The 16,461-nt window shown below is 66.9% G+C and carries 15 protein-coding genes; 6 read left to right on the top strand and 9 right to left on the bottom strand.

The genetic code is table 11. From position 1 onward, the window contains the following. Positions 1-50: 50 nt before the first annotated feature. The 4 genes from ACFK0J_RS12685 to ACFK0J_RS12670 are packed head-to-tail and all read right to left on the bottom strand — an operon-like array spanning position 51 to position 4,884. Positions 51-1,454: an MATE family efflux transporter gene (locus tag ACFK0J_RS12685; RefSeq protein ID WP_378739644.1), complete on the bottom strand. Its 1,404-nt coding sequence runs from the start codon at positions 1,452-1,454 to the stop codon at positions 51-53. A 3-nt stretch (positions 1,455-1,457) separates the two neighbouring features. Then, positions 1,458-2,528, bottom strand: a complete 1,071-nt coding sequence (locus ACFK0J_RS12680; protein WP_378739642.1) for a PLP-dependent cysteine synthase family protein — start codon at positions 2,526-2,528, stop codon at positions 1,458-1,460. A gap of 38 nt (positions 2,529-2,566) precedes the next feature. Continuing rightward, the gene (locus ACFK0J_RS12675) at positions 2,567-3,916 is read right to left on the bottom strand and encodes an alanine racemase (RefSeq protein WP_378739640.1); all 1,350 of its coding nucleotides are present in this window, start codon (positions 3,914-3,916) and stop codon (positions 2,567-2,569) included. After that, the gene (locus ACFK0J_RS12670) at positions 3,907-4,884 is read right to left on the bottom strand and encodes an ornithine cyclodeaminase (protein ID WP_378739637.1); all 978 of its coding nucleotides are present in this window, start codon (positions 4,882-4,884) and stop codon (positions 3,907-3,909) included. Before ACFK0J_RS12670 ends, ACFK0J_RS12675 begins: the two co-directional genes overlap by 10 nt. Before the next feature lie 213 nt (positions 4,885-5,097). Here ACFK0J_RS12670 and ACFK0J_RS12665 point away from each other — a divergent pair, with 213 nt between their 5' ends. The 4 genes from ACFK0J_RS12665 to ACFK0J_RS12650 all read left to right on the top strand — a co-directional run bounded on the left by ACFK0J_RS12665 (position 5,098) and on the right by ACFK0J_RS12650 (position 9,931). Next, on the top strand, positions 5,098-6,231 hold the full coding sequence (locus ACFK0J_RS12665; protein WP_378739635.1) for a hypothetical protein: 1,134 nt from the start codon (positions 5,098-5,100) through the stop codon (positions 6,229-6,231). A gap of 256 nt (positions 6,232-6,487) precedes the next feature. Beyond that, positions 6,488-6,853, top strand: a complete 366-nt coding sequence (locus tag ACFK0J_RS12660; RefSeq protein WP_378739633.1) for an NAD(P)-dependent oxidoreductase — start codon at positions 6,488-6,490, stop codon at positions 6,851-6,853. Between the two features lie 154 nt (positions 6,854-7,007). After that, positions 7,008-7,574, top strand: coding sequence for a hypothetical protein (locus ACFK0J_RS12655; protein ID WP_378739631.1), 567 nt, complete (start codon positions 7,008-7,010; stop codon positions 7,572-7,574). Positions 7,575-7,702: 128 nt separating this feature from the next. Beyond that, positions 7,703-9,931 carry an MMPL family transporter gene (locus ACFK0J_RS12650; RefSeq protein ID WP_378739629.1) on the top strand — a complete coding sequence of 743 codons (2,229 nt, stop codon included), beginning with the start codon at positions 7,703-7,705 and terminating at the stop codon, positions 9,929-9,931. Here ACFK0J_RS12650 and ACFK0J_RS12645 read toward each other — a convergent pair. Beyond that, entirely contained in the window at positions 9,918-10,553 is a 636-nt protein-coding gene (locus ACFK0J_RS12645) for a TetR/AcrR family transcriptional regulator (RefSeq protein ID WP_378739627.1), read from the bottom strand. The two genes, ACFK0J_RS12650 and ACFK0J_RS12645, sit on opposite strands and share 14 nt — an antisense overlap. 123 nt (positions 10,554-10,676) lie before the next feature. After that, a complete protein-coding gene (rpsA, locus tag ACFK0J_RS12640) occupies positions 10,677-12,155 on the bottom strand; it encodes a 30S ribosomal protein S1 (RefSeq protein ID WP_218476087.1) in 1,479 nt (492 codons plus the stop codon). Positions 12,156-12,400: 245 nt separating this feature from the next. On the opposite strand from rpsA, the gene ACFK0J_RS12635 reads away from it, so the two are divergent. Beyond that, complete coding sequence (locus tag ACFK0J_RS12635) at positions 12,401-13,249, top strand: class I SAM-dependent methyltransferase (protein WP_378739625.1); 849 nt, start codon at positions 12,401-12,403, stop codon at positions 13,247-13,249. Here ACFK0J_RS12635 and ACFK0J_RS12630 read toward each other — a convergent pair. Next, positions 13,246-14,484 carry an erythromycin esterase family protein gene (locus ACFK0J_RS12630; RefSeq protein WP_378739622.1) on the bottom strand — a complete coding sequence of 413 codons (1,239 nt, stop codon included), beginning with the start codon at positions 14,482-14,484 and terminating at the stop codon, positions 13,246-13,248. The two genes, ACFK0J_RS12635 and ACFK0J_RS12630, sit on opposite strands and share 4 nt — an antisense overlap. A 113-nt stretch (positions 14,485-14,597) precedes the next feature. Here ACFK0J_RS12630 and ACFK0J_RS12625 point away from each other — a divergent pair, with 113 nt between their 5' ends. Continuing rightward, positions 14,598-15,335, top strand: a complete 738-nt coding sequence (locus tag ACFK0J_RS12625; RefSeq protein WP_378739620.1) for a MerR family transcriptional regulator — start codon at positions 14,598-14,600, stop codon at positions 15,333-15,335. A gap of 60 nt (positions 15,336-15,395) precedes the next feature. Here ACFK0J_RS12625 and ACFK0J_RS12620 read toward each other — a convergent pair whose 3' ends face one another. Both ACFK0J_RS12620 and ACFK0J_RS12615 read right to left on the bottom strand, forming a co-directional pair. After that, positions 15,396-15,548, bottom strand: a complete 153-nt coding sequence (locus tag ACFK0J_RS12620) for a toxin-antitoxin system HicB family antitoxin (RefSeq protein ID WP_141717931.1) — start codon at positions 15,546-15,548, stop codon at positions 15,396-15,398. Between the two features lie 12 nt (positions 15,549-15,560). Further along, the gene (locus tag ACFK0J_RS12615; protein ID WP_378739618.1) at positions 15,561-16,445 is read right to left on the bottom strand and encodes an SPFH domain-containing protein; all 885 of its coding nucleotides are present in this window, start codon (positions 16,443-16,445) and stop codon (positions 15,561-15,563) included. Positions 16,446-16,461 lie beyond the last annotated feature (16 nt).

Here is a 16,461-nt window from a genome sequence, read left to right as displayed (position 1 = left end):
GGGCGGCCGTTCCGGCGTGGTAGCCAAATGTTTCACCCCTTTTGCCCGATTCATCCCGTCGTGGTCACGGATTCCCGCGTGGGCGTGGCCAAGTCGGCGGCACCGCGCAGAAACTTGCGCCACACCAGGAACGCCGTGGCGCCGAAGCCGAGGCATAGGCCGAGCCAGATGCCGGGCCCGCGCCAGCCGAAGCCGAATCCGAACACGGCCATGGCGGGCACACCGATGGCGAAGTAGCCGATCAGCGTGCTCTGCATCCCCGCCTTGGTGTTTCCGATGCCGCGCAGCAAACCGATGGACAGGTTTTGCGAACCCTTGCAGTACTGCTGCACGATCGCGAACCACAGCAGTGTCGATGCCGCGGCGATGACGGCGGTGTCGTCATGGTGCGAATTCAGGAACGGGGCGAGGACCGCGCCGGGAAACAGTACGTAGCCGAGGCCGACCACGGTCATGAACGCGAAGCCGAGCGCGAAGGTTCGCCGGGCGATGCCCGCCACCGCGGGCCCGTCCCCTTGCCCGACGGTTCTACTGACCAGGATCGAAGAGCCCTGGGAGAGACCGATATTGACCTGGTACACGATGTAGGCCAGTTGGTTGACGATATTGCTCGCGGCCAGTGCCACCGGCCCGAAGCTGCCCATCAGCACCGCGGCAATGGACGTGATCGCCGCTTCCGCGCCGTAGGTCAGCGATATCGGGGTGCCCAGCCGGACAATCCGGGTGACCGTCGCGCGGTCGGCCTGCCAAAAGCGCAGGGACAGCAGGTCACCGAGCAGGGGGTCCCGCCGGACGGTGCGCAGGTACAGGCCGAACGTCCAGACCTGAACCAGGGTGGTGGACAGGCCGATTCCGGCAAGGCCCAGTTCAGGCATGCCGAACCAGCCGAAGAGGAACAGCGCGTTCAGCAACGCGTTGACACCGATCGACAACAGCGTCACCCGCAACAGCGAGCCCGCACGCCGCAGCCCGACGGCGAACTGGCGCAACACATTCAGCCACAGCATGGGGATGAGCCCGGGTGCGAGTGTCCACATGATCGGGTGGGCCAGCGCCAGCACATCGGGATCCTGACCGAGCCAGCGCAGCGCATAGCCCAGCGTGATCAGGATCAGCGCGCCCGCTACCGAGGTCACCGTGGCCACAAGTGCCGCGGCACGGACATACCCTTGGATGTCCGCGCGCGCTTGCTCATCGATATCCACACGGCCGCTGCGTTTTTCGCTACTGCCGACCGCCTGGGCGATCATGTTCCCGACACCGGTGATCATGCCCACACACATGGTGCGCAGTTGGTTGTACAGCAGCAACGCGAGTCCGCCTGCCGCGACGGAGGCGACACCGAGCAGTCCCATCATCGCCAGATCGACCGTGGTCAACGCCACCTGGGCGAGCTGGATACCGGCAATCGGGGCGGCCAGCGCGACGATGGCCCGATTGTCTCGAAATGCCATGGGCTAGGCTCCCGCCCGCTCGATGCCATAGGCCGCCAGCCGTACGGATTCGTCGTACGCCCGCAGCAGCCGGACGGTCCGCTGCTGTGCCGCCCGGTCGTACAGCCCGCGCTCGTGCAACCAGTCGTCGTCGTATACGGTGTCGAGATACTTCTCCCCCGCATCGCAGATCAGCACGACCACGGTGCTCCCCGCGGGCAGATGCACCAGGCGGCGCACCGCGACATGGATTGCCGCACCGCCGGTTCCGCCGACCAGGATGCCGATGCGCCGGGCGACCACTCGCGCGGTGGCGAATGCATCGATGTCGCCCACCCGGCAGCCCTCATCGATCGCGTCGTATTTCACGTTGCCGCCCACCGGGAACCCGGCCGGGCTGCCCGCACCGGACTGCCAGTAGCTGCCACCCGCGCCACCGAAGATGATCGAGCCCACCGGTTCGACGCCTAGCGCGCGCACTCGCGAGCCGAGCCTGCGCAGTTCTTCTACTGTGCCGCAGAGCGATCCGCCGGTCCCTACAGCGCCGACCAGGTAGTCGATATCGGTGTCGAGATCGGCGAGCAGTTCGCCCGCGAGGTCACGGTAGCCCGCGTTGTTGTGCGGGTTGTTGTGCTGGTCGGGTCGGTACGCGCCGGTGCGGGCCGCGATCTCATCGGCGACTCGCCGGCGCTCGACCGTGCTCGGACCGCCGCCGGTGCCGCTGTCGACCGAAACCAGCTGTGCACCCATCGCTTTCATGGCACGCAACTTGTCCTTGGCGGCGTGGTTGTCCACCACCGCGGTGAACGTGTAACCGCGTTCGAGGGCCATCAGCGCGAGTCCGGTACCGGTATTGCCGGAGGTCGGTTCGACGATGTGTCCGCCGGGACGCAAGTCGCCGCTGCGTTCGGCCTGTAGCACCATCTCCCGCGCCATCCGCACCTTGGCGGAGCCGGTCGGGTTGAACTGCTCCAGCTTGAGCAGCAAGCGGGTGCCCGCGCCGGTGCGCACGAGTTCGAGCAGCGGTGTGGCGCCGATCAGTTCGGAGGCGGAGCGGACGACGTTCTCTCGGCGGCGCGGCAACTGGGCGGTCACCGTTCTTGGCTGCCCAGTGTGCGCTTTCACCTGCGTATTCACTTGTCCAAGCGCCACCGAAACCGGCCCTCCGCATCCGTAACGACTACCTTCGGGGGTAGTGGCAGCTGGTGGAATTCGCTCTCGTTCTTGTCCATCTGGTACCCCGCCGTGTTCGGGTACAGCAGTAGGTCGCCGTATTCGGGACGCTGCGGCAGCGGCACCTTGCGCCAGGTGAGCACGTCGTATTCCATGCAGCTCGCGCCGCCGACGCAGGTGGCGATCGGCTCGGCCGCCGGATCGTGGTTGCGCGGCACCAGGATCGGATCCGGCAGGAATTCGCTGCCTTTCCATTGTTCGGACACGCTCATGCTCAGGCCGTGCACGGTGGTGATGCCGTAGTCGGCGTTGTGCTTGTAGCCGAGAACCGGGAACACCGTAAAGCCCGCATCGATGAGCAGTGCGCGGCCGGGTTCGATGAAGAGCTGGATATCGTTGTCACGCAGGTGCTTCGCCAGCGTGCCGCCCTCGAACGTGGTCGCGAGGATGGCGTCCAGCATGTCGGCGCCCGTCGGGTCCTGTGCGTACGGATAGAACTTGCCGAACTGTTTTCCGGCGTGGAACCAGTCGTCGCGCCGGTGGGCGAGGAAGGCGTTCCAGTCGTCCTCGCGCAGGTAGCGGCACGCGAAGCCGCCGCCGATCGACAGTGTGTCGACCGGCAGGCCTTGCGCTTTCGTCGTGGCGCACAACCGGATCAGCTCGAAGGCGAGTTCGGCGCGCGGTGCGACCGCGTAACCATCCAGGTGGAACGAGAACCCGAGCAGTTCGACCCATGGTCGTAGCCGCGCGCATCGGGTGATCGCGGTGTCGAGATCCGCTGCCGACAAACCGAATCGGCTGTCCGGCGCGTTCGGCGGCAGCCGCCGCAACAGGATTCGCACCCGTCCCGCGCTGCGCGCGATATCGGCGATCCGGTCCAGTTCGTCGAGCGCGTCGATAGCGACCACGCAGTCGTGCCGGGCGGCAAGCCGCAGTAGCGCATCGGTTTTGGCCGCGCCGGTCACCCCGATGTCGCGACCGCGGATGCCGTGCGCCAGCGCGTGCACCAGTTCGGGCTCACTGGCAACATCCACCGCACCGTCGAGGTCGGCGATCGCGGGCAGCCAGCAGCCCGCCTTGTTGGCCTTCTTGCCGTAGTACACCTGGCCGCGCACGCCGTGTCCGGCCATCGTTTTCTGGAAAGAGCGGAGATTCTCGGCGAACTGCGCGGGATAGACGACGTGGAACGGGCCACCCACCGCATGGTGGATGTCGAAGAGCAGCTGCCGATCCGCGCGAACCCGCCGCTGCCATTCCTGTTCCACCGCGGGCAGCGCGGGCAGGTCGACCAGTGCGGCGTTCAGGACCACAGTTGCACCCGCTGTCCGCGTCCCGCCGCCACCGCGCGGGTCGCCAGTGCGTGGGCGACCGGGATGTCGGTGATGATCATGCCGCTGGCGAAGGCGAACACCCGATCGTCCTCGGTGGACCGTCCCAACGCCCGCCCCGCCACGATGTCCGGCAGTTCGGCGTCGATGACCGGCTGACCCTCCGGCCCCGCCAGCCGACTGCCGGTGACGCCGAGTTGTCCTGCGCTGGTGGCGATCGCGTAGTCGGCGGCACGCAGGGCGCCACTCTCGACGCCCTTGCTGGCCACCGAGATCAGCAGCCCGCCCTTCGGCAGCCATTCGGTTTGTACCTTGGGATGCGCGGCACGGCCCGAGGCCACCACCACGATGTCGGACTCGGCGACCGCCGACGGCACATCGTCGACAAGCTCGATCCGCCGGTCCGGAAACCAGCGGTGCAGTGCGCCGATGCTTTCCGCGATGCCGTCGGGGTGGGTTCCGAACAACCGCAGGTGCCGTAACTCCGGTAGCGCGGTCAGCAAGTACGGCAACGTGTTTCGCCCTTGGATGCCCGTGCCGATCATGAGTGCGCTCGTCGCGCCCGCGCGGGCACAGTGTTTCGCGATGATGGCGGTGGTGGCCGGGGTGCGGGCGGCACCGACGCGCTGGCAGTCCATGAACGCGAACGGCAGACCGGTGGTGTCGTCGTACAGGCTGATCGTCGTGTAGTACTTGTCCGCGCTCTCGCTGCCCTGCCGGTAGGACGTCTTGAATCCCAGGTGCTCGAGCGAACTGTCGTAACCCAGCATCGAATACGACACCGCGTCGCGTTCCGGCTTCGGGATCGGCATCATCAGTTTCACCGGACAGCGGGAGTCGCCGCGCGCGAAGGCCAGGTAGCCGTCCTCGACCAGATCGATGACCTCGGCGGGCGGAATGTCGATGTCGGCCAGATCGGTGCGAGTGAGAATGTGTAGTGCGTTACTCATAGAACTCCGATGTCGTGGTGCGGATTACGAATGCCGTTGCGGCAGCACATATCCCGATCCGAGGCAAAGCCATATGAGCATCGTAGTCTATCGATAATGATTGTCATTAGCATCTGGCGTGAAATCGGACACATCAGCCAACCCGGGCACGACATGCACGCCCGACGAGGCGAATCACCGACAACTGGTTAACCTCGAGCTAATCTCCTGCCTGTGCCGATCAGAGATGTGATCTCACGCCGGGCGGACAAGTGGCAGTCGCTGCTGTGGCTCGGCGCCTTCGGCGTGTCACTGCTGTTCGCCTTCGGCACCGTCTATTCCTGGACCCACGCCGGGAGCAGCCACGCGCCGATCGCGGAGATCGGTACCACCGTCTCGAATTACGCCGACGTGGAAAAGTCGGTGGCGCCGCATCTACCGCAGGATCGCGTCGTCCCTCGGCTGTCGACCGGCGTGCTGCTGAGCTCGCTCCAATTCATCAACGCGCACAACGTGAAGGCCACCGGCCACATCTGGCAGCACATACCGCCGGGGTTTCCGGCGGAGATCGAGCCGGGAGTGCTGCTGCTCGAGGCCGAGGACCCGCACTGCCTCAAGAAGGTCTTCGAGTATCCGCTCGGCGAGAACCAGGTGCTGGTCTGGTCGTTCTCGACCATCATTCGCCAGCAGTTCAACTACGAGAACTATCCGCTGGACCACCAGGACATCTGGCTGCGAATGCGCCCGGTCGACATGACCAATCTGGTCCAGCTGGTGCCCGCCTTCGACTCGTTCCCGCCGTGGCGTGCGCACGCGCTCAACGGCCTGGACCCCGGGCTCGTCTTCGGTGACTGGCGCCCCGATTACACGGTCTTCAGCCTGAACCGCCAGGACTACAGCATGCTGAGCCATCCCGGCCTGGCCAACACCGACGAGCTGTACTTCAACGTCGGCGTCAGCCGCGGCCTGCTCGGCCCGCTGATCGGGCGGATCGTCCCGGTCATACTGCTCGCGGTGCTGATGTTCCTGTCGCTGTTCGTCATCACCACCGACCCCGACCGGCGACCGATCTCCGGCTTCACCGCTTTCGCGATCATCACCTTCTCCGTGTCCACGGTGCTGGTCGTCGCGGTCAACGACAACGCGGCGCGACAGGAAATCGGGTCCGCGGGCATCGCCTACATCGAATATTGGTACTTCACCCTGTATTTGATGACCTTGCTGGTCGCGCTCAATGCCACGATGCTGCTCTCGGGCGTGTTCGGCAAGCTCATCGCCTGGCGCGACAACCTGCTGCCCAAACTGCTCTTCTGGCCGTTGTTCACCGGCATCATGTGCGCGGCGACCATCGGCCATCTCGGACTCTGACGCACCCAGCCATCAGGCGACTAGCAACCATCCAGACAACAGCAGCGGCAGTCGTCGGCGAGGCTGCCTCGGCATACCTACAGCCCGAGTGAGCGGACCAGATCGAGCATCTCGATTCGGAAAAGCTTTGCGGGCTCCCGGGATTGGGGCACCAAGTGGCCAGTCGCGCACGCCCTCGCCCCACGCCACGATGCGACCGGCCGGATCGTCGGCGGGGATCGCGTCGCGGGCCGTCTCGAGCCGGTCCACCAGAGCGGTGGAAAGTGGCCGACTGGCTCGACGCGGACAGCATCGCGGCCGCCATCACCGGCCTCGACGTGGTGATCAGCGCGGTCAACGCCGGGCACGGCATCGCCGACACCATCGCCAACGCAAGAAAATTTCGTGGTCGGAGCGCAGGCAATGGTCAGCGCGCTCGAACGGCAACTGGACCTACCTCAGCCCCTCCGCGGGCCGGATCGAGCCGGGCGAGCGCACGGGGCGCTTCCGGATCGGCGGCGATCAACTGCTCGCTCCCGCGGACGGCGCGGGCGACATTTCCGCCGAGGATGTCGCGGTCGCCCTGGTCGACGAGGCCGAGCAGCCGCGCCATATCCAACGACGTTTCACCGTCGGCTACTGAGAAACCGGCTGTGCCGCACCGCTACCGGTGCGGCACCGCCCGCCCGACGAGCACGTACCGAAACCTGTCGTACCCCTACGGCACAATAGAAACCAGGTCGGACGTCGATCGAGTTGTTGCCCAAGATAATTGGCAACTCGACCGAGGAGGCACAATGCCTGACGTCCCAGCTTCGATGCCCGACCCGCGCGACCCGATGTGTGACAACCTCGAGCGGCTGGTCGAGCTGGCGGCTGAGATCGAGCGGCATCGGTACCTGCTGCGTACCGCGGCCGACGACTATCGGTGGCGGGTCGCCCGCCAGGCGGAATGCCTCGAGCCGTACGAGCGGGATATCCGGCTGGCGCATGCCGAACGGCTGATCGATGCGTTGCTGATCGATCCGATTCGGCACAACGATCTCGATCTGGACGCCTACCGGGCCATCCGGGACGGCGCCCCGATCGAGTTCGACCCGGACAGCCGCGGTTATGTGCTGCGCCGACCCGGCCGGACTCCCCTGCCGATTCGCCCCGGCCTGCCGGAGCACCGCCTCGGCGTGATCGCCCGGCTCGCTGGCCTCGGCCTGCGGCTCGAGCAAATCCAGGTCGTCGCCCTCACGACCGCCCAGGGTGTCGCCCCACCCAAACCGCCAGCTAGCACGCCGGAGGTGAACCGTGGGACGACCAAGCCGTCGCGGCGCACACATAACTCCTCGAAGAAGCGGCACGCCGACAACTGACTGCGGCCCGCCCGTCATGCTCGGTGCCACCGATATCTGACAGTCCCTTGCTAACTTTCCGTCGGTATTCGTATGCTTGCCGACGTAACCTGATAGTGACTGTCAGATATCGAGCCCATGGAGGGGCGATGGCACAATCCACCATCCTCGAACGGCCGCAACCGCCCCGTCCCGAACCGGGGTGGGGCGCCGCCGGGCGGTGGGGCGTCGCCATGGCGAAGCATCGCAAGATCGTGCTCGGTGTCTGGCTACTGCTCGTGGTGGCATGCGGCGCGGCCTACCCCGCACTGCACGACCGACTCGGGACTCCCGATTACTCCGTGCCGGGATCCGATTCGGTCGCGGTCGAACACCTTGTCGCGGAACACTTCTCCCGCTTCGGCACCGAACAGGACCTGATCGTCTTCCACTCGGCGCAGCACACCGTCGACACGCCGGAATACCGCGCGACCATCGATCGGACCATCGGCATCGCCCGGCAGACGACCGGCGTCGCCGGTGCGATCGGCCCCTTCGACGGCAATGCGGCCCAGATATCCGCCGACCGGCACACCGCCTTCGGCATCGTCGGCCTCAACGGCGACATCTCCGAACGCGTGCGGGTCGTGCGGGAATTGCGGACCGCCATCGCCACCGCGCCTGGCGATGGTACCCAGACCATGCTCACCGGTTACGCACCGATCCAAGCCGATCTGATGGAGATCGAGACCGCGGACCTACAGCGCGCCGAAGCCCTTGGCATCCCGGTGGCGACGGTGCTGCTGGTGCTGGCGCTCGGCGCGCTGACCGCCGCACTGCTGCCCATCACCGTCACCGCGGCGGGCATCGCGGTCGCCATCGGCGCGCTGTTCGGCCTGACGTCCTTCCTCGCGTTCGACTCGCTGGTGCTCTCGGTGGCGACCATGATCGCCACCGGCACCGCGATCGACTACGCGATGTTCATCGTCAGCCGCTTCAACGAGGAGCTGACCCGGCGTGGCGTGCGAAACCGCCGGGATCGCAGCGGTATTCAGCAGGCCGTCGGTGCGGCGATGGACACCACCGGCCGCACCGTCCTCGCTTCCGGCCTCATCGTGATGATCTCGCTGTGCTCGCTGGCCATCGTGGGGCTGCCGATGTTGAATGGAATCGCCGTCGGGGTGGTCACGGCGGTGGTCGCGACCATGACCGCGGCCTTCACCCTGCTGCCCGCTGTGCTCGCGACGCTCGGCCCCGCGGTCAATCGCGGCGCCCTACCCGAGCGGCTGCGTCCCGCGGAGGTGCGCTCGGTGTCGGCGTCGAGCGCGTGGGCGCGATGGGCGCACACGGTGATGGCGCGGCCGGTGCTGTTCGGCACGGTCGGGGTGGCGCTGCTGGTCGTGGCGGCGGCCCCGCTCACCGGTCTGCGCTACGGCGTCGATCTCGGGCTCGACTCGCTCACCGGCCGCCCGTCCGGACAGGCGATCACCCTGGTCGAAGCGAACTTCGTCCCGGGTCTGCTGGCCCCGATCGAGGTGGTCGCGACCGGCTCGGACACGGCGCCGTTGACCAGCGCCGCCCGCGACGAGGCCGACCGGTTCATCGCCGAACTGTCCCGCGATCCCCGGATCGCCACCGTGCTGCCGCAGTACGCGGACGGCCGGATGTTCGCGGCCGTCGTGCCGCACGCGTCATTCGGGTCAACCGCCGCCACCGATCTGGTTTCCGATATCCGTTCCCGCGCATCGTCGCTCGGCGACGCCGAGGTGCGGATCGGCGGCACGACGGCGTTGTTCGTCGATGTGTCCCAACGGATTACCGACCGGTTCCCCTGGGTGATCGCGCTGGTGCTGGCCGTCTCGCTCGCCTTCCTCGTCGTCGCGTTCCGCAGCATCGTGCTGGCGGTCAAGGCGATCGTGCTGAATCTGCTGGCCACCGGTGCGGCACTTGGCATTACCGTCGCGGTCTTCCAGCACGGCATCGGCGAATCCGCACTCGGCTTCCACAGCAGCGGGTTCTTGCAGATCTATCTGCCGATGCTGGTGTTCGCGGTGTTGTTCGGCCTGTCAATGGATTACGAGGTGTTCCTCATCCGCCGCATGAAGGAACACTGGGATGCCAACCACGACAACGCGGCGGCCGTCGCCGACGGATTACAGCGCACGGCCCGGCCGATCACCGCGGCGGCCGCCATCATGGTTGCCGTCTTCGCCAGCTTCGTGACCGCGGATGTGTTGGAGCTCCAGCAGATCGGGTTCGCCCTGGCCGTCGCCATCGCGATCGACGCCGTTCTGGTGCGGTTGGTGCTGGTGCCCGCGTTCATGCGGTTGTTCGGTCGGTGGAATTGGTGGCTGCCGAAGCGGGGGGCGCGCGTGGACCGGGTGACTATCGGAACATGACTTCGATCTGGTCGATGATCGAGCCGATGGCCTGGGTGTAGACGTCCTTCAGTGGTCCGGCGAAATCCTTTCCGGCCCAATGGTCGAGGGCTGCCACGCAGCCCCAGACCGCGGTCGCCGCGGCCATCCGCACTCGAAGATCGTTGGGGTCGAAGCCGGTTCGGTCGGCGAACAGCGTCCGGAACTGATCCTCGAGATCGCGCATCTGCTTGGTCTGGCCGACCTTGATCTCGGGGATTGCCGCCATGTATTGCAGTCGTTGCCGGATCCGGCGTTCCGACTCCTCGTTCAGCAGTGAATCGATCAACAGCGGGACGAGCATCCGCGCGACGGCGATCAGATCGAGGGGTTCGACAGTGGCGGCCCCGCCCGCGGTGCGGATGGCGTCGAGGACCTTCGGATCCGCCTCGTCGTGCAGGACGAGCATCTCCTTGGTCCCGAAGTATCGGTAGACCGAGCTCGGCGATACCCCCGCCGCGGCGGCGACCCGCTCGATCGTCACATTCCGGTACCCGTGCGCGTCGAAGAGATCCAGCGCGACCCGCTGAATGCGGCTCATCGCCTCGATCTTCCTGCGCTCCCAGGAAGTCGACGGAAGCTCTACCGCGGCATCGGACATCATTGCTCAGGATACCGGGAGCCATCTCCGGCGCGGGCGAAGCGGTGGCCGCTGTGCGGCAACCGAGTCCGAAATGGGCGAAGGCCCCGGTCCATTCCGGACCGGGGCCTTCGTCACGTGTACCTATCAGGCGTTGCCGGAGAGCTTCTCCCGCAGTGCCGCCAGCTGCGCGTCGCTGGCCAGCGAACCGCCGGCCGACTCGGACGAGCTGGTGGAGGAGGACGAAGCAGCCTGCGCGCCACTCTCGGAGGAGTAGTTCGAGCCGCCGCCACCGTTCGCGGCCTCGGCCGCGGCGTCGGCCGCCATCTTCTCCATCTGAGCGGTGTGCATCTTGTGGCGACGCTCCGCCTCGGCGTAGCGGCCTTCCCACTCTTCGCGCTGCTTGTCGAAGCCCTCGAGCCACTCGTTGGTGTCGGGATCGAAGCCCTCGGGGAAGATGTAGTTGCCCTGGTCGTCGTAGCTGTCGGCCATGCCGTACTTCGACGGGTCGAACTCGGCGTGGTAGTCCTCGTTGGCCTGCTTGAGGCTCAGCGAGATCCGGCGACGCTCCAGGTCGATGTCGATGACCTTGACCATCGCGTCGTCGCCGACCGCGACAACCTGGTCCGGGACCTCCACGTGGCGCTCGGCCAGCTCGGAGATGTGCACCAGGCCCTCGATGCCCTCTTCGACGCGCACGAACGCACCGAACGGGACCAGCTTGGTGACCTTTCCGGGCACGATCTGGCCGATCGCGTGGGTCCGGGCGAACTGACGCCACGGGTCTTCCTGAGTCGCCTTGAGCGACAGCGAAACCCGCTCGCGGTCCAAGTCGACGTCGAGAACCTCGACGGTGACCTCGGTGCCGACCTCGACAACCTCGGACGGGTGGTCGATGTGCTTCCAGGACAGCTCGGAGACGTGCACCAGGCCGTCGACGCCGCCCAGGTCCACGAAGGCACCGAAGTTGACGATCGAGGAGACCACACCCTTGCGGACCTGGCCCTTCTGCAGCTGGTGCAGGAACTCGCTGCGGACCTCGGACTGGGTCTGCTCGAGCCAGGCGCGGCGGGACAGGACCACGTTGTTGCGGTTCTTGTCCAGCTCGATGATCTTGGCCTCGATCTCCTTGCCGACGTACGGCTGGAGGTCGCGAACCCGGCGCATCTCGACGAGCGAGGCGGGCAGGAAGCCGCGGAGACCGATGTCGAGGATCAGGCCGCCCTTGACGACCTCGATGACGGTGCCCTTGACGGCCTCGTCCTTCTCCTTGAGCTCCTCGATCGTGCCCCACGCGCGCTCGTACTGCGCCCGCTTCTTCGACAGGATCAGGCGGCCTTCCTTGTCCTCCTTGGTGAGAACGAGGGCCTCGACCTCATCGCCCACGGAAACGACCTCATTGGGGTCGACATCGTGCTTGATGGAGAGTTCGCGGGAAGGGATGACGCCTTCGGTCTTATAACCGATGTCGAGCAGGACCTCGTCGCGGTCGACCTTGACGATGGTTCCTTCGACGATGTCGCCGTCGTTGAAGTACTTGATCGTGGCGTCGATGGCGGCGAGGAAATCCTCGGCGGAGCCGATGTCGTTGACGGCTACCTGCGGCGAGGTGACGGTGGTGGGCATATGTCGGTTTGCTCCGGACGGATTGTGGTCGGTTGCGGACATTGGAACTTTCGGTACGCTGGCGAATTCACCGCGGTGGTGTGAAGACGGACACTAGGAACGTACCGCACGTAACGCACGTGAAACTCAGCACGGGTGGTTGACTCCGGTACGGCTGTACTGAAGGCACTCGCGCGTTCAGCGTACGCGACCTTGGTCCGGCCGGGCAAACCGGTCCGGCCGCCACGCCGGGATACGCTGACGGCGTGTCGGAAGATCGCCATGCAGAGGCAAACACACTGCTCGGAACCGCGGGAACCGCGCGAACCCGGATCGACTCGGCCGCGAGCCAGCAGGCCAGCCGCCGCTGGTGGGACGCCGACGCGGGTCAATATCACGAGACGCATGCCGATTTTCTGGGTGTCGATTCCCCAGCCGGTGAGTTCGTCTGGTGCCCGGAGGGCCTGCACGAGGGTGATATGCGATTCCTCGGCGACGTCGCGGGCAAGCGGATCCTGGAAATCGGGTGCGGCTCGGCGCCGTGCTCGCGCTGGCTGGCCGGGCAGGGCGCGCATCCGGTGGGGCTCGATCTGTCGATCGGGATGCTGGCGCGCGGCCGGGCGGCGATGGAGCGGGGCGGCCCGCAGGTGCCGCTGATCCAGGCCGGGGCCGAGACGCTGCCGTTCGGCGACGAAACATTCGACCTGGCCTGCTCGGCGTTCGGCGCGATCCCGTTCGTCGCCGACTCCGCGCAGGTGATGCGCGAGGTGGCCCGGGTGCTGCGACCCGGCGGCCGCTGGGTGTTCTCGGTGAACCATCCGATGCGCTGGATCTTCCCCGACGATCCCGGCCCGGCCGGGCTCACCGCCGCCATCCCGTACTTCGATCGCACGCCCTATGTGGAGGTCGACAGCGAGGGCGAGCCGACCTACGTCGAACACCACCGCACGATGGGCGACCGGGTCCGGGAAATCGTCGGCGCGGGGCTGCTGCTGGTCGACCTCGTCGAACCGGACTGGCCCGAGTGGCTGGAGCGCGAGTGGGGTCAGTGGAGCCCGCTACGCGGCGAAATCTTCCCCGGCACCGCCATTTTCGTCACCGAGAAGCCCCGCTAGATCGACCCGAGCAAGACGATGCCGTCGGCGCCGTCGAGCCCGGCGGGGTCGAACGGGGCGTATCGCTGATCCGCCGAGACGCGTGCGGACACCGCCTGTCCGGCCAAGGCCGCAGCCAACGGGCGCGCCGGAAACAGCGCCCGGCTCTGCGTGGCGTCCCCGAGCAGGGCCTGGAAGTCGTGCGGTTGTCCATGAACCGCGGGGTTGTCCGCCCACCGGTCGCAGTCGACGGCGATGAACGCGTAGCCCCTGCCGAGAACCGGCGCGATCAGCGCGCCCGCGCTCCACCAGCGCACGTCCATGATGCCGAAACGCATGGCGGACTCGGTGCGCCGCAAGTGGGCGTTCTGGGCGAAAACGAGGCACGGTCCCTGGTGCGCCTGCACGCGGGCGATGGCGAGCAGGTTCTCCGCCATCATGGCGTCGCGCAAGCCGGTCAGCAGGCTGAACCGTTCCGGTCCCGGCTGCGCCATCTGCGCGTGGTAGCGCAGCAGGCCGTGCGCCGCCCTGGCGAGCATCAGTGCGCGCTCGAAGTCGTTGTCCGAGCTGGCTTGTCGCAGACCGGGCGCGTGTGCCTCGAAGCGGGCCACGATGTCGTCGGCGGCCAAGCGCAGTGCGCGCGCGTTGTCGGTGTCGCCGATGGAGTCCGCCGCGTCGTACATGGCGGCGGGGTTGGACCAGTCGGCATCGGCTCCGAGCAGCGCGTCGAGGGTGGCGCGGTCGTGCGGGACGCGGCCCACGGGCAGGTGCTCGCGCAGATACTCGTGCGCGCCGAGCAACGCGGCGCGCGGGCTGGGGGCGGCGGCCATTTCGAGTGGTGCGTCGAAGCCGTAGAACCGCACCTGATCGCGGGGATCGCGGCCCGCGTTGTGCTCACGCAGCCAGATGACCAACTCTCGATTGGCCGGAGCCGCGCCGAAGCCGTGGCTGAACCCGGTGGCGAGGACCTCGTCCAGGTCGCCCGCACCGGTCCGCACGTAGTCGTCCACGACAACCGCTGCGAGGCAATCGCTTTCGAGAGCGATGGCGCGGTACCCCTGCTGCTCGACCAAGTACTCCAGCAGTTGGTTGCGGAATTGGGGGAACGCCTCGACGCCGTGCGTCGGCTCACCGAGACCGAGGAGGACGGGCGGGTGTTCGAGCGTGCCGAGGAAGCGGCCGACGCCGACGCCGAGTTCGGTGCTGTCGGTGCCGAGATCGACGGCGATGTCGCGAAGGGAGAGTTGCCTGGTCATGAGGTGCCTTTCTCGAATTCCGATCGACACCTTCGACCGTATCGTTGAACACTCGGTTGGCACTTTTCCAATGTTTCGCTGCTATAAGCGGCTCAAACCTTCAAAATAGAGAGATGCCAGCACGAGCTCTTCGGCCCGCCGACCTTGCGCACGAACACGGTCTGTCCACCCAGGCGGTCCGCAATTACGAGGACGACGGGATCCTCCCGCCCGCCGAACGCAGCGACGCCGGATACCGCCGATACACCGAGGCACACGCGCAAGCGCTGCGCGCCTTCCTCGCCCTGCGTCAGGGCTACGGACATCAGACGTCCGCCGCCATTCTGCGCGCCGCGCATCGACCGGACGAAGCGACGATGTTCCGTCTCATCGATCAGGCGCACGCCGATCTCCTGCACGAACGCCGCACCCTCGACGAGGTCGCCGCCGCCCTCGACGCCCTCTCCACCGACCCGGCCCCCACCGAGAACCGCTCCGCCGCAATGACTATCGGCGAATTGGCACATCGCGTCGGCATCCACCCCGCGTCCCTGCGCAAATGGGAAGCCGCGGGCATCCTGCGCCCACACCGCGATCGAGCGACCGGCTACCGCATCTACCCACCCGACGTAGTCCGCGACGCCCACGTAACCAACCAACTCCGCCGCGGCGGCTACCCCCTCCCCCGCATCAAACTCTTCATAGATCACCTACGCGCCGCAGGCAATTCCCCCGACCTAGCCCACGTCCTAGACGAATGGCGAGCCCGCCTCACCCACCGAGGCCACGCCATGCTCGCCGCCAGCACCCACCTGGCCACCTACATCGCCCTGCTCGCCGAACGGGACACCGCTGCGCGAAAGTGCGAGTAAGCCCTCCATTATGTCCCGTTCGAAGAAGAAGGACGGGCCCGGACCCGTCCGTTGATGCGGCTATTTCGGCTTGCGACCTGCTTGTTCGAGAGCTAGCCGGATGGCGTACTCGATTTGGGCGTTGATGCTGCGCAGGTCGTCGGCCGCCCACTTGGCGATGGCCTCATGGACGGCCGGGTCGAGCCGTAGCAGCAGCTTTTTGCGCTCAGCCATAAGCTTCGGCGCTCAGTTGTAGAGGGAGCCGGCGTTCACGACGGGCTGGGTGGCCCGGTCGCCGCAGAGGACTACCAAGAGGTTGGAAACCATTGCCGCGCGGCGCTCCTCGTCCAATTCGACTACGCCTTGCTCGGTGAGCCGCTCCAGCGCGAGGCTGACCATGCCGACCGCGCCCTCGACGATCTGGGTGCGGGCGGCGACCACCTGGGCGGCCTGCTGGCGGACCAACATGGCCTGGGCGATCTCCGGGGCATAGGCGAGGTGGGTGATGCGGGCCTCCAGGACCTCGATGCCCGCCAACTCGGTGCGGTCGCGCAACTCGACGGTGAGTTCCTCGGCCACCTCGGCGCCGTCCCGCAGGCTGGTGCGGGTGGCGTCGTGCGAGTCGTACGGGTGCGTGGTGGCCAGGTGCCGGACCGCGGCCTCGGACTGGGTCTGCACGTACTCCTCGTAGTCGTCGACGGAGAACGCGGCCTTGAAGCTGTCGACCACGCGGTACACCACCACGGCGGCGATCTCGACCGGGTTGCCGTCGGCGTCGTTGACCTTCAGCTTCTGCGTCTCGAAGTTACGCACCCGCAACGAGATCCGGCGACGGTCGGTCAGCGGGAGCACCGAGTAGAAGCCGGGCTCGCTCACCGAGCCGATGTAGCGGCCGAAGAACTGCACCACTTGGGCTTCGTTCGGGTTCACGATGATCAGACCGGTCGCCGCCAGCAGCAGCACGAGCACCAGGAAGGTGGCGACGATCGCGCCGATCAGGGCGGGCACGTTCTGATCCCGCGCCATCGCGAGGTAGCCCCACGCGGCTACGCCACCGAACACAAGGGTGAGCACCAGCCACGCCACCAGCACCAAGAAGCCGTTGACGTGTAATGCGGGCCGAAGCTTCATGACATCCTCCAAGTAT

It is taken from the genome of Nocardia brasiliensis, from assembly GCF_042691675.1.
Classification (GTDB): Bacteria; Actinomycetota; Actinomycetes; order Mycobacteriales; family Mycobacteriaceae; genus Nocardia; species Nocardia brasiliensis_D.
Note: the sequence above shows the minus strand (reverse complement) of the source record. Positions and strands in the feature narration are given on the sequence as shown.